This is a genomic window from Pseudomonas sp. BN411, from assembly GCF_029871235.1.
Classification (GTDB): Bacteria; Pseudomonadota; Gammaproteobacteria; order Pseudomonadales; family Pseudomonadaceae; genus Metapseudomonas.
Map to the genome: position 1 here is coordinate 42777 of NZ_SSOM01000082.1, position 13663 is coordinate 56439.

Sequence of the window (13663 nt, forward strand, 5' to 3'; positions counted from 1 at the left end):
GACTGAAAGCTAGTGCGTCACGGGGCTGTCTGATTCAGCCCCGTGTCGTTTGTGAATTCCGTAACGAGAGATGGCCATGTCCCAAGACATTCACGCCCACCGGATCCTGATCCTCGACTTCGGTTCCCAGTACACCCAGCTGATCGCCCGCCGCGTGCGCGAGATCGGCGTGTACTGCGAAATCCACCCCTTCGACATGAGCAATGAGGCGATCCGTGCCTTCGCACCGCGCGGCATCATCCTCGCCGGTGGCCCGGAGTCGGTTCACGAAGCCAACAGCCCGCGCGCACCGCAGGCCGTGTTCGACCTCAATGTGCCGCTGTTCGGCATCTGCTACGGCATGCAGACCATGGCCGAGCAGCTGGGCGGCAAGGTGCAGGGTTCCGACCTGCGCGAATTCGGTTACGCCCGCGTCGACGTGGTGGGCAAGGCCCGCCTGCTCGACGGCATCGAAGACCATGTGGACGACGATGGCGTCTTCGGCCTCGACGTGTGGATGAGCCACGGCGACAAGGTCACCGACATGCCCGCCGGCTTCCATATCCTGGCCAGCACCCCGAGCTGCCCGATCGCCGCCATGGCTGACGATCACCGCGCTTATTACGGCGTGCAGTTCCACCCGGAAGTGACCCACACCAAGCAGGGTGGTCGCATCCTGTCCCGCTTCGTGCTGGAGATCTGCGGCTGTGCCGCTCTCTGGACCCCGTCCAACATCGTCGAAGACGCCATCGCTACCGTACGTGCCCAGGTGGGCTCGTCCAAGGTGCTGCTGGGCCTGTCCGGCGGCGTGGACTCCTCCGTGGTAGCGGCGCTGCTGCACCGCGCCATCGGCGACCAGCTGACCTGCGTCTTCGTCGACAACGGCCTGCTGCGCCTGCACGAGGGCGACCACGTGATGGCCATGTTCGCCGAGAACATGGGCGTACGCGTGATCCGCGCCAACGCTGAAGAGAAGTTCCTCTCCCGCCTGGCCGGCGTCGCCGACCCGGAAGAGAAGCGCAAGATCATCGGCCGCACCTTCATCGAAGTGTTCGATGAGGAAGCCACCCGGCTGCAGGGCATCAAGTTCCTCGCCCAGGGCACCATCTACCCCGACGTGATCGAGTCGGCCGGCGCCAAGACCGGCAAGGCCCACGTGATCAAGTCCCACCACAACGTCGGCGGCCTGCCGGAAGACATGCAGTTCGAACTGGTCGAGCCGCTGCGCGAGCTGTTCAAGGACGAAGTGCGCAAGATCGGTCTGGAGCTGGGCCTGCCCTACAGCATGGTCTACCGCCACCCGTTCCCCGGCCCGGGCCTGGGCGTGCGCATCCTCGGCGAAGTGAAGAAGGAATACGCCGACCTGCTGCGTCGTGCCGACCACATCTTCATCGAAGAACTGCACAAGGCGGACTGGTACCACAAGACCAGCCAGGCCTTCGTGGTGTTCCAGCCGGTGAAATCCGTCGGCGTGGTCGGTGACGGCCGCCGTTATGCCTGGGTTGTTGCCCTGCGCGCGGTGGAAACCATCGACTTCATGACCGCCCGCTGGGCGCACCTGCCCTACGAGCTGCTGGAGACCGTCTCCAACCGCATCATCAACGAGATCGAAGGCATCTCCCGCGTCACCTACGACGTGTCGAGCAAACCGCCGGCGACCATCGAGTGGGAATGATGCGAGTGCGCAAGCGCTAGCGAAACGGAACCGGCCAGGCCTCAAAGCCTGGCCGGTTTTGTTTTGGGGGCTTGCGGGCGGGCTCTTTGTGGGGGCGAATTCATTCGCCAAGGGCAGCGCAGCTGCCCCGATGCTCCCTTGGCAGACCTTCGGCCTGCTCAGCGACTGAAGTCGCCCCCACAGTCATCACATCCGCTCAGGCATTGGCATGGGTATCCACCACCAGCGTAAGCCGTGCGATGAACCCGTTACCGTCCTCCATCAGCTCCGCCACCGACTGTTCCCCGCCCTGCCGGCGATAGATGTAGTCCTGCTCCCGGGGTGTCCAGACCTGGCCGGGGTGGGCGTAGGGCGGTTTTGCCATCGCCGGGCGAATGACCGCTTCCGGGAAGTACAGCTGGCCGGTGTGAATATCCTGCTCGCCCAGATGCACCTTGAGGTGCACGTGGTTGGTGCGCCCCGGATAGTAGCCGGGAAGGATGCTGCGAAACTCCGCGCGGCCATCGTCGTCGGTGATCTGCACGCCACGCAGGAAGCGGCTCGCCGAATCGGCGCCGACGCCCGAGTAGGCGCCCTGGGCGTCGCAGTGCCAGATCTCCAGGGCGGCGTCCCCCAGCGGGCGGCAACCGTCTGCCTGCAGCACTTCGAACTGCAATCTCAGGGGCGTGCCCGGCCTGCCATCGGTGATGTCCTGACGCAGTAGCGCATCTTCCAGGTAGAAGGGCCCGGCAGTCTGTTCAGGGCTGAGGCGGCACACTCCGATACTTTCGGCCTGGCCCAGGCGAGGCCAGTTCAGCAGCACGAAGCCTCCAATGCAGAACTGCACCATTTCGCGGCGGGTGGGATGCATGGGCAAGCTCCTCTCTGGCCGATTCCTCCATCCTACGCCCGGCAGGGAAGGGCGGCTGCGCCCATCGGTCGCGGCTAATGCAGATGCTTTCACTTATCTTTCACAGGCCCGGGGTGTATCTTGTGCGCCCCGAAAGCCGGCCCGGCAGAGGCTGGTTCGATTAGCCGATGGGACAGCCCCGTTCTTCCCCAGAGGAGCCTGACCCCCATGTCCTTCACTCGCAGACAGATTCTCGGTGGCCTGGTTGGCCTCGGCGTGGTCGGCCTGGGTGCCGGCGGCGCCCGCTACTGGCTGGGCCGCAGCCTGGATGCCAAGACCCACGACTACGAACTGATCGCCGCACCGCTGGACCTCGAACTGGTCGCCGGCCACAAAACACCTGCCTGGGCCTATGGCGGCCAGGCGCCGGGCGTCGAACTCCGTTCCCGCCAGGGGGACTGGCTGCGGGTGCGCTTCATCAACAAGCTCGACGAACCCACCACCATCCACTGGCATGGCATCCGTGTGCCGCTGGAGATGGATGGCGTGCCCTATGTGTCGCAGCTGCCGGTGCTGCCCGGCGAGTATTTCGACTACCGCTTCAAGACCGACGACGCCGGCAGCTTCTGGTACCACCCGCACCTGTCCAGTGCCCACCAGTTGGGGCGCGGCCTGGTCGGCCCGCTGATCGTCGAAGAGCGCGAACCCACAGGCTTCAGGCACGAGAAAGTGCTCAGCCTGAAGACCTGGCACGTGGACCAGGAAGGTGCGTTCACCGCCTTCAGCGTCCCCCGCGAAGCCGCCCGCGAAGGTACCCGTGGGCGCCTGACCACCATCAATGGCAAGCCGCTGCCCACCGTGGATCTGCCGGCGGGCCAGGTGGTGCGCCTGCGTATCCTGAACCTGGACAACACCGTCACCTACCGGCTCAACCTGCCGGGTGCCGAGGTGCGCATCTATTCCCTGGATGGCCATCCCGTGGAGCCCCGTGACCTGGGCAAGGAGTACTGGCTGGGTCCGGGCATGCGTATCGAACTCGCGATCAAGGTGCCGGCCGAAGGCACTGAGCTGCCGCTGCGCAATGGTCCGCTGCGTCTGGCGACCCTGAAGAGCGTGGCCAGCAGCGAGGCGCCCGGTGACTGGCCGGCGGCGCTGCCGGCCAACCCGGTGCCGGAGCCCGATCTGGAGAAGGCCGAGGTGTTGCGCTTCAATTTCGAATGGTCCGCTACCCTGGTCAGCGCGGCTGGGCAGCCGAACAACTACTGGCAGATAAACGGCAAGGCCTGGGACATCAACGACAAGACTTGCGCCGACCGTCCTATCGCCAAGCTGAAGAAGGACGGCCACTACATCTTCGAGCTGCGCAACATGGCCCAATACCTTCACCCCATCCACCTCCACGGCATGGCGTTCAAGGTGCTGGACTCGGACCGCAAGTCCATCATTCCCTATTTCACCGACACCTACCTGCTGGGCAAGAACGAGACCGCGCGCATCGCGTTGGTAGCGGAAAACCCGGGGATATGGATGTTCCACTGCCACGTCATCGACCATATGGAAACCGGCCTGATGGCCGCCATCGAAGTAGCCTGAGCCGACCATGCGCCAACCCCAGATCATCGACCGCAGCCGCGACGAATACTTCATGCGTGAGGCCCTCGCCCTGGCCCTGCAAGGGGCGGCGCTGGGCGAGGTGCCGGTGGGCGCGGTGCTGGTCAAGGATGGCGAGATAGTCGGACGCGGCTTCAACTGCCCCATCACCGGTCACGACCCCAGCGCCCATGCCGAGATGGTGGCGGTGCGCGATGCCGCCAGTCGCCTGGAGAACTACCGGCTGGTGGGCAGCACCCTCTACGTCACCCTGGAGCCCTGCAGCATGTGCGCCGGGCTCATCGTCCACTCTCGGATCACCCGCGTGGTCTATGGCGCCACCGAACCCAAGGCAGGCGTGGCGGTCAGCCGTGGCCAGTTCTTCAACCAGGAATTCCTCAATCACCGGGTGCTGGTGGAGGGCGGGGTGCTGGCGCAGGAGTGCAGCGAGATGCTGTCGGGGTTCTTCCAGGCCCGGCGCGCGGCACGCAAAGACGTCTGACTCGGACACTTCCGACAGGCTATTCGACCAAGGTCGGGACCCTTCTCACTAGACCCAGAAACCTCCTGTGCTAAGGTGCGCGGCCGCCCGAAAAGGGCGGCCCAGAGCGGCTCGAGTGCGAGTCGCTGGGGAGGGTCCCTGCATGGGGCCACCGCCAGGAGGCATCCGTAATCCCGTTGTCCCGCAGTGCCCGATTCACCGTTTGACGGAAAGGCCATGGCAGCTTCAGGTCAGGGGCCTCCTGAAAACGAGAATGTGTTGTTGAGGGTGCTGTTATGAGTGAAACCAGGGTCCAGTCTTATCAGGATCAGGTTGGGGCGGAGCCAGTCGATTCGTCGGGGCTGGCGGTCCATCGGCTGAGCTTCCTTGAAGCGGTCGCCATGATCGTAGGCACCAATATTGGGGCAGGCGTGCTCTCCATGGCCTATGCCAGCCGCAAGGCCGGCTTCATGCCCTTGCTGCTGTGGCTCGCGGTGGCGGGCGTGTTCACCACCATTTCCATGCTGTATGTGTCAGAAACCGCACTGCGGACCCGTACCCACAACCAACTGAGCGGTCTTGCACAGCGCTACGTGGGGTCGTTCGGTGCCTGGGCGATTTTCCTTTCGGTTGCGGTCAACAGCATCGGTGCCCTGATCGCCTATATGAGCGGCAGTGGCAAGATCCTCAGTGCCTTCCTTGGTATCAGCCCGGCGCTCGGTAGCGTGCTGTTCTTCCTGCCGGCGGCGCTGGTGCTCTATCTCGGTCTGGGCGCGATCGGCAAGGGCGAAAAATTCATCAGTATCGGCATGGTCAGCATGATCGTCGTGCTGGTGGTCGCGACCCTGGTCAACGAGAACACCGACGTCGCCCGCCTGCTGGAAGGTGACTGGATCTACATGGTTCCGGTATTCAACATCGCGGTGTTCTGCTTCTCCGCGCAGTACATAGTCCCGGAGATGGCCCGTGGCTTCAGCCATGCTCCGTCGCAACTGCCCAAGGCAGTGATCACAGGCATGCTGGTGACCTTCTGCCTGCTGGCGATCGTGCCCATGTCAGTGATTTCCCTGAACGGGCTGGAAAACCAGACCGAAGTCGCCACGCTGGCGTGGGGCCAGGCGCTGGGACAGTGGGCGTTCTACACCGCCAACACCTTCGCCCTCTGCGCCATGCTGACCTCCTACTGGGGGCTGGGTGGCAGCTTCCTGACCAACATCTTCGACAAGTTCCACAAGCTCGGCCCGGAGCACCAGCCGAAGACCCGCCTGCTGGTACTCGGAATCGTGTGCGTGCCGCCCTTCCTGCTGGCTTACAGCGGCATGGTCGGGTTCGTTAATGCGCTGTACTTCGCCGGTGCCTTCAGTGGCGTGATCCTGTCCATCATGCCGATCCTCATGCTGCGATCCGCCCGTCGCCATGGCGATCTGCAACCGGCCTGGCAGTGTGGCTGGATCGCCCATCCGCTGATCCAGGTGTTCATTGTGATGATCTACCTGGCCAGCGCCGCCTATGCCATCTGCAGCGCGCTGAACCTGCTGCCGTCCGGCTGGTGATCGCCTGAAATGAAAAAGCCCGCTTCGATGCGGGCTTTTTTGTGGCCGGAATGACGGCTCAGAGCTTTTCGTCCTGCCGGTTTTCCGGTGGGCGGGTCTTGTTGATGCCAGGCAGGTGGGTGGCGTTCTCGGCCAGTTGGCTGCCTTCCATCTGCGGCTGGGTCACCCAGGTGAGGATGTCGTAGTAACGGCGGATGTTCTGCACGAAGTGCACTGTCTCGCCGCCTCGGGCGTAGCCATAGCGGGTCTTGCGGTACCACTGCTTCTGCGACAGGCGTGGCAGCATCTTCTTCACGTCCAGCCACTTGTTCGGGTTCAGGCCCTCGGCCTCGGCCAGCTTGCGCGCGTCGCCCAGGTGGGCGATGCCGATGTTGTAGGCGGCCAGGGCGAACCAGGTGCGGTCCGGTTCCTTGAGGTCGTCGGAGAGGCCGTCCTTGATCATGGTGAAGTACTTGCCGCCGCCGTGGATGCTCTGCTTGGCGTTCAGGCGGTTGGATACGCCCATGGCCTTGGCGGTGCCCTCGGTCAGCATCATCAGGCCGCGCACGCCGGTCTTGGAGGTGGCGGTGGGCTGCCAGAGGGATTCCTGGTAGCCAATGGCCGCCAGCAGGCGCCAATCCACCTCGTTCTTCTGCGAAGCCTGGCGGAAGTTCTGCTCGTACTTGGGCAGGCGCTGTTGCAGGTGCTTGGCGAAGGTGTAGGCACCGACGTAGCCGAGTACGTCGACGTGGCCGTAATAGCGGTCTTTCAGGCGCTGCAGGGTGCCATCCTTGCGGGCCTTGTCGAGGAAGGCATTGACCTCGTTGTAGAGGCTGTCGTCCTCGCCGGGCGCCATGGCCCAGGCCAGGCTGGTGGCGTCGCCCAGGTCGAAGGCCACGCGCACGTTGGGGAAGTAGACCTGGTTCATCGCCAGTTCGTTGGAATCCACCAGGGTCAGGTCGATCTGCCCTTCGTCGACCATGCGCAGCAGGTCGACCACTTCCACCTCGTCGGATTCCTCGTACTTCAGCTCGGGCAGGGTGGCCTTCAGCGACGCCAGCTGTTCGGCGTGGCTGCTGCCCTTGAGCACCAGGATGCGACGGCCGACCAGGTCCTCGGGGCGGGTAGGGCGGCGTTCACCGTTGCGGTAAATGACCTGGGGGGTGACGTCCAGGTAGGAGTGGGAGAAGCGCACTTCTTCCTTGCGCGCATTGCTGGCCACCAGGCCGGCGGCGGCCAGCACCGGGCCATTGGCCTGGCCCAGGCGGGAATAGAGGTCGTCCAGCTTGTCGGCGGTCTCGATCTTGAGCTCGACGCCCAGATCGTCGGCAAAGCGCTTGACCAATTCGTATTCGAAGCCGGTCTCGCCGTTGCGGTCTTCAAAGAAGGTGGCCGGGCTGTTGCGGGTGATCACGCGTAGCACACCCTCCTCCTGTATGCGCTCGAGGGTAGTGGGCTGTTTGCAGCCGACGAGCATCAGGAAGAATCCGGTAGCCAGGGCCCAAAAAGCCCGACGTGTGCCGAACACGTGTCGATTTAGCATCCACGGAGTATACGCAAAGCCTGGCGGGCGCCATATCTCGACAGGGGGCATCTTCTCTGCTAGCTCTCAGGCGACACGAGGCACCTTCAGAGGTGCCGGAATGCGGCGCTTTGCGCTAGAATGCACGGCCTCCAAGCACACCCCTTCCCCAGAGGCTGTCCCGAAGATGTTGATCCTGCGCGGTGCTCCCGCCCTTTCCGCTTTTCGCCACGGCAAACTGCTCGAGCAATTGACCCAAAAGGTCCCCGCCGTCAGCGGACTTTACGCCGAGTTCACCCACTTCGCCGAAGTGACTGGCGTACTCAGCGGGGAGGAAGAGCAAGTACTGGCCCGCCTGCTCAAGTACGGCCCCAGCGTTCCGGTGCAGGAGCCCCGCGGCCGCCTGTTCCTGGTGGTACCGCGTTTCGGCACCATCTCGCCCTGGTCGAGCAAGGCCACCGACATCGCCCGCAATTGCGGCCTGGCCAAGATCGAGCGCCTGGAGCGCGGTATCGCCTACTACGTGGCCGGCGAGATCAGCGATGCCGACGCACAACTCGTCGCCAGCACCCTGCATGACCGCATGACCCAACTGGTGCTGGCCGGCCAGGAAGAGGCCGCCGGCCTGTTCAGCCACGCCCAGCCCAAGCCGCTGACCGCCGTGGACATCCTCGGTGGCGGCCGCGCTGCCCTGGAGAAGGCCAACGTCGAACTGGGCCTGGCGCTTGCCGAAGACGAAATCGACTACCTGGTGAAGAGCTTCAACGACCTGGGCCGCAACCCCCACGACGTCGAGCTGATGATGTTCGCCCAGGCGAACTCCGAGCACTGCCGCCACAAGATCTTCAACGCCAGCTGGGACATTGACGGCCAGGCACAGGAGAAGAGCCTGTTCGGCATGATCAAGAACACCTACGAGATGAACCGTGAAGGCGTACTGTCCGCGTACAAGGACAACGCTTCGGTGATCGTGGGCTCCACCGCCGGCCGCTTCTTCCCGAACCCGGCGACCCGTCAGTACGGCGCCACCCAGGAGCCCGTGCACATCCTGATGAAGGTGGAAACCCACAACCACCCGACCGCCATCGCTCCGTTCCCCGGCGCCTCCACCGGCTCCGGCGGCGAGATCCGCGACGAAGGCGCCACCGGCCGTGGTGCCAAGCCCAAGGCTGGCCTGACCGGTTTCACCGTTTCCAACCTGCAGATCCCCGGCTTCGAACAGCCCTGGGAAAAGCCCTACGGCAAGCCCGAGCGCATCGTCACCCCGCTGGACATCATGATCGAAGGCCCGCTGGGCGGCGCCGCGTTCAACAACGAGTTCGGCCGTCCGGCCCTGACTGGCTACTTCCGTACCTTCGAGCAGGCCATCGATACCCCCCACGGTGAAGAAGTGCGCGGCTACCACAAGCCGATCATGCTCGCCGGCGGCATGGGCAACATCCGCGCCGAGCACGTGCAGAAGGGCGAAATCTCCATCGGCGCCAAGCTGATCGTTCTCGGCGGCCCGGCCATGCTCATCGGCCTGGGCGGTGGCGCAGCTTCCTCCATGGCCACCGGTGCCAGCTCCGCCGACCTGGACTTCGCTTCCGTACAGCGTGACAACCCGGAAATGGAACGTCGCTGCCAGGAAGTGATCGACCGCTGCTGGCAGATGGGTTCGGAAAACCCCATCAAGTTCATCCACGACGTGGGTGCCGGCGGCATCTCCAACGCCCTGCCGGAACTGATCAACGACGGTGGTCGCGGTGGCCGTTTCGAACTGCGCGCCGTGCCCAACGACGAGCCGGGCATGAGCCCGCTGGAAATCTGGTGCAACGAGTCCCAGGAGCGTTACGTGCTCTCCGTGGACGCTGCTGACTTCGAGCGTTTCAAGGCCATCTGCGAACGCGAGCGCTGCCCGTTCGCCGTGGTCGGCGAGGCTATCGAAGAGCCTCACCTCACCGTGGCCGACAGCCATTTCGGCAACAAGCCGGTGGACATGCCGCTGGAAGTCCTGCTCGGCAAGCCGCCGCGCATGCACCGCTCCGTCAGCCGCGAGGCTGAGCTGGGCGATGACTTCGCCGCCGCCGAACTGGACATCGAGGAAGCCGTCAGCCGTGTGCTGCACCACCCGGCCGTTGCCAGCAAGAACTTCCTGATCACCATCGGTGACCGCACCATCACCGGCCTGGTGGCCCGCGACCAGATGGTCGGCCCCTGGCAGGTCCCGGTGGCCGATTGCGCCGTCACCGCCACCAGCTTCGACGTCTACACCGGCGAAGCCATGGCCATGGGTGAGCGCACTCCGCTGGCCCTGCTGAATGCGCCGGCATCCGGCCGCATGGCCGTGGGTGAAACCATCACCAACCTGGCTGCCTCGAAGATCGAGAAGCTTGGCGATATCAAGCTCTCCGCCAACTGGATGGCCGCTGCCGGTCACCCGGGCGAAGACGCTCGCCTGTACGACACCGTCAAGGCTGTGGGCATGGAACTGTGCCCGGCGCTGGGCATCACCATCCCGGTGGGCAAGGACTCCATGTCCATGAAGACCCGCTGGCAGGATGAAGGCGCGGACAAGTCCGTCACCTCGCCGCTGTCGCTGATCGTCACCGGTTTCGCGCCGGTTACCGACGTGCGCAAGACCCTGACCCCGCAGCTGCGCCTGGACAAGGGCGAAACCGACCTGATCCTGGTCGACCTCGGCCGTGGCCAGAACCGCATGGGCGGCTCCATCCTCGCGCAGGTCTACAGCAAGATCGGCCAGCAGGTACCGGACGTTGATGACGCCGAAGACCTGAAAGCCTTCTTCGCCGTGATCCAGGGCCTGAACGCCGATGGCCACCTGCTGGCCTATCACGACCGTTCCGACGGCGGCCTGCTGGCCACCGTGCTGGAAATGGCCTTTGCCGGTCACTGCGGCCTGGACCTCTACCTCGACGCCCTGGCCGACAACCGTGAAGGCCTGACCTCCGTCCTGTTCAACGAAGAACTGGGTGCGGTCATCCAGGTTCGCCAGGACGCCACGCCGGAAGTGCTGGCCCAGTTCAGCGCCGCCGGCCTCGGTGATTGCGTTGCCGTCATCGGCCAGCCGTTCAATGGCGCCAACGTCGCCATCAGCTTCAATGGCGAAGCCGTGTTCGGCGGCGAGCGCCGCATGCTGCAGCGCCAGTGGTCCGAGACCAGCTACAAGATTCAGCGTCTGCGTGACAACGCCGACTGCGCCGACCAGGAGTTCGACGCACTGCTGGAAGAAGACACCCCCGGCCTGTCCGTCAAGCTCAGCTTCGACGTCAACCAGGACATCGCCGCGCCCTACATCAAGAAGGGCGTGCGTCCGCAGGTGGCGATCCTCCGCGAGCAGGGCGTGAACGGCCAGGTGGAAATGGCTGCCGCCTTCGACCGCGCCGGCTTCTCTGCCATCGACGTGCACATGAGCGACATCCTTGCCGGTCGCGTCAGCCTGGAAGACTTCAAGGGCCTGGTGGCCTGCGGTGGCTTCTCCTACGGCGACGTGCTTGGTGCCGGTGAAGGCTGGGCCAAGTCGATCCTGTTCAACACCCGTGCCCGTGAAGGCTTCCAGGCCTTCTTCGAGCGCAAGGACAGCTTTGCCCTGGGCGTGTGCAACGGTTGCCAGATGATGTCCAACCTGCACGAGCTGATTCCCGGCACCGAGTTCTGGCCGCACTTCGTGCGTAACCGCTCGGAGCAGTTCGAAGCCCGTGTGGCCATGGTCCAGGTGCAGGAGTCGTCCTCGATCTTCCTGCGTGGCATGGCCGGCTCGCGCATGCCGATCGCTATCGCCCACGGCGAAGGCCATGCCGAGTTCGAGAGCGAAGAGGCGCTGCTGGAAGCCGACCTGTCCGGTTGTGTCTCCATGCGCTTCGTCGATACCCACGGCAAGGTCACCGAGACCTACCCGGCCAACCCGAACGGTTCGCCCCGTGGCATCACCGGTCTCACCAGCCGCGACGGCCGTGTGACCATCATGATGCCGCACCCGGAGCGCGTGTTCCGCGCCGTGCAGAACTCCTGGCGCCCGGACGAGTGGCAGGAAGACGGCGGCTGGATGCGTATGTTCCGCAACGCCCGCGTCTGGGTGGATTAAAAGCGGCCGAAGGCCATCTGATGGCCCTCTCCCCCTGGGGAGAGGGTGCCCGAAGGGCGGGAGAGGGTGGTTCCCGCCCGCTCGGGACACCCAAGGCCGAAGGCCATCTGATGACCCTCTCCCTTCTGGGGCTCATCGGCACGTCTTTGGAAGCACTGCTTCCAGTGCCGATGAGCGCCTGAGCGCGAAGCGATCAGGCCGGGGCGCAGAGCGGGGTGCCCGAAGGGCGGGAGAGGGTTGTTTCAGCCATCTCCTAGTAATTGGCCCACTCGGACATCGACAGTAAAAGGCGGGAGAAGGCACTCTTCTCCCGCCTTTTTCGTTTCCGAGCCGCGCCCATGCCGGACCCGATCCTTCCTGAAGTCCGCCTGCTGCAACCCGGCGATCAATGTCGCCTTTGCCGTTGCGGCCGTTCGGAACGATTGCCCGATTGCCCGCCCGACTGCGCCGACGGCTTCAGCCTGACCGCCCGCCGCGAACAGCGCCTGCTGCTCTGTCGTTGCGGCCAGTCCGCGAGGCTGCCCTGGTGCGATGGCAGCCACAGCCCGCCTACCCCCAGCCTTGGCCAGCGTTGGCGGCGCTTCTGGAAAGGTGAGTAGGGCTTCACCTTTATCGCCAGATGCACTTTCCCGTGGAGAACGCTTTTGCGCACCATGGGTCCAACTCGCGTATGTGAACAGGGCCTCGGTAAAATGGCGTCAAAGTGCCATCATTGCTGGGTATGAACCCGTCGTTGGATCCACGCGGAGAACCCGATGTACAAGCTGTGTTTCTACGTTCCGGAGAGCCATCTGGAACCTGTGAAAAAAGCCATTTTCGCAGCGGGCGGGGGGCGCATCGGTGCCTATGACAGCTGCTGCTGGCAGGCGCTCGGGCAGGGTCAATTCCGTCCGCTCGAGGGCAGCAGTCCCTACCTGGGCCAGACCGGCACCGTCGAGCATGTAGCCGAATGGAAGGTGGAAATGGTCGTCGCCGACGAACTGATCCACGAAGCGGTCAAGGCTCTGAAGAAGGCCCATCCCTACGAGACTCCGGCTTTCGAGGTCTGGCGCCTCTCCGACCTGGTGTTCTGATCAGCGAAACGCCGCGCGGTAGGCCCCCGGCGTAGCGCCCACCGCCGCGCGGAAGCGATTGCTGAAGTGACTGGCACTGGCAAAGCCGCAGGCCAGGGCGATTTCTCCAAGGGGCAACTCGCCATCGCGCAACAATTTGCGCGCCCGCTCCAGCCGGCGCGCCAGCACGTACTGGTGCGGCGGCATGCCGAAGCTCTCGCGAAACATCCGCGCGAAGTGATATTCCGACAGCGCCGCAAAGGTCGCCAGTTCGCCCAGGCTGATCGGCTCGGCCAGGCGATTCTCAATGTACTCCATGAGGCGCCGGCGCAGCACCGGTGCCAGTCCCCCTTTCAGGCGCAGGCCATCCCGCATCCCGACCTGGGTCAGCAGGCTGTGGTGGATCATGTCGTGGGCCAGGCTGGTCGCCCGCAGGCGTTCGGCGGGCTCATCCCAGTCCAGGGTGATCAGCTGGCGGAAGTTCCGCGCCTGCTGCGGATCGTCGAGGAAGGTGCGTTCGCGCAGCTGCAATTCACGGGGTTCCCGATCCAGCAAGGTGACCGCGGCCTGGGCGAAGTGCTCGGCGCTGAAGTAGAGGTGTGCCAGGCGGATTTCACCGTTGATCACCCATGAGGATTCATGCCCGGCGGGAAGGATGCACAGCTTGTCCGGCGCGCCCTTGGTATCCGGACGCTCGCGGCGGAAGGTGCCGGTGCCGCCCGCCAGGTAGCAGGACAGCGTGTGCACCTTCGGCCCCTGGTAGTCCCGGGCGTCGTGGTGGTTGCTCCAGAGTGCCGCGCCCAGGCCATCGCCCAGCTCCGCGCAATGCTCCAGGCGAGCGTTGGGCGAACTGCTGAGGGACTGGAATACCTGGTTCTGTTCGAGCAGGGACATGGGCAGGGCCGGCCGGTTGGCGAAT

General features: G+C 64.6%; 10 protein-coding genes. 7 read left to right on the forward strand and 3 right to left on the reverse strand.

Annotated features, from left to right (window positions below):
• Positions 1-76 precede the first annotated feature (76 nt).
• Positions 77-1654, forward strand: coding sequence for a glutamine-hydrolyzing GMP synthase (guaA, locus tag E8F06_RS25085; protein ID WP_280372011.1), 1578 nt, complete (start codon positions 77-79; stop codon positions 1652-1654).
• A 196-nt stretch (positions 1655-1850) separates the two neighbouring features.
• Here guaA and E8F06_RS25090 read toward each other — a convergent pair whose 3' ends face one another.
• Positions 1851-2504, reverse strand: coding sequence for an intradiol ring-cleavage dioxygenase (locus E8F06_RS25090; protein ID WP_280372012.1), 654 nt, complete (start codon positions 2502-2504; stop codon positions 1851-1853).
• A gap of 207 nt (positions 2505-2711) precedes the next feature.
• Here E8F06_RS25090 and E8F06_RS25095 point away from each other — a divergent pair, with 207 nt between their 5' ends.
• The 3 genes from E8F06_RS25095 to E8F06_RS25105 all read left to right on the forward strand — a co-directional run bounded on the left by E8F06_RS25095 (position 2712) and on the right by E8F06_RS25105 (position 6107).
• Positions 2712-4076: a multicopper oxidase family protein gene (locus tag E8F06_RS25095; RefSeq protein WP_280372013.1), complete on the forward strand. Its 1365-nt coding sequence runs from the start codon at positions 2712-2714 to the stop codon at positions 4074-4076.
• Positions 4077-4083: 7 nt separating this feature from the next.
• Complete coding sequence (gene tadA, locus E8F06_RS25100; protein ID WP_280372014.1) at positions 4084-4575, forward strand: tRNA adenosine(34) deaminase TadA; 492 nt, start codon at positions 4084-4086, stop codon at positions 4573-4575.
• Positions 4576-4850: 275 nt separating this feature from the next.
• Positions 4851-6107 carry an amino acid permease gene (locus E8F06_RS25105; protein ID WP_280372015.1) on the forward strand — a complete coding sequence of 419 codons (1257 nt, stop codon included), beginning with the start codon at positions 4851-4853 and terminating at the stop codon, positions 6105-6107.
• A 58-nt stretch (positions 6108-6165) separates the two neighbouring features.
• Here the strand turns inward: E8F06_RS25105 and mltF are convergent, their stop codons facing one another.
• Positions 6166-7629 carry a membrane-bound lytic murein transglycosylase MltF gene (gene mltF / locus E8F06_RS25110; protein WP_280372016.1) on the reverse strand — a complete coding sequence of 488 codons (1464 nt, stop codon included), beginning with the start codon at positions 7627-7629 and terminating at the stop codon, positions 6166-6168.
• Positions 7630-7795: 166 nt separating this feature from the next.
• Between mltF and purL the strand changes: the two genes are divergently transcribed.
• From purL to E8F06_RS25125, 3 genes are all read left to right on the forward strand, one after another.
• On the forward strand, positions 7796-11692 hold the full coding sequence (gene purL / locus E8F06_RS25115; protein ID WP_280372017.1) for a phosphoribosylformylglycinamidine synthase: 3897 nt from the start codon (positions 7796-7798) through the stop codon (positions 11690-11692).
• A 338-nt stretch (positions 11693-12030) separates the two neighbouring features.
• The gene (locus E8F06_RS25120; protein WP_280372018.1) at positions 12031-12291 is read left to right on the forward strand and encodes a CDGSH iron-sulfur domain-containing protein; all 261 of its coding nucleotides are present in this window, start codon (positions 12031-12033) and stop codon (positions 12289-12291) included.
• Between the two features lie 156 nt (positions 12292-12447).
• Positions 12448-12765 carry a YqfO family protein gene (locus tag E8F06_RS25125; protein WP_190827349.1) on the forward strand — a complete coding sequence of 106 codons (318 nt, stop codon included), beginning with the start codon at positions 12448-12450 and terminating at the stop codon, positions 12763-12765.
• Here the strand turns inward: E8F06_RS25125 and E8F06_RS25130 are convergent, their stop codons facing one another.
• Positions 12766-13638 (reverse strand): AraC family transcriptional regulator, encoded by an 873-nt coding sequence (locus E8F06_RS25130; protein ID WP_280372019.1) that lies wholly within the window; start codon positions 13636-13638, stop codon positions 12766-12768.
• Between the last annotated feature and the right edge of the window lie 25 nt (positions 13639-13663).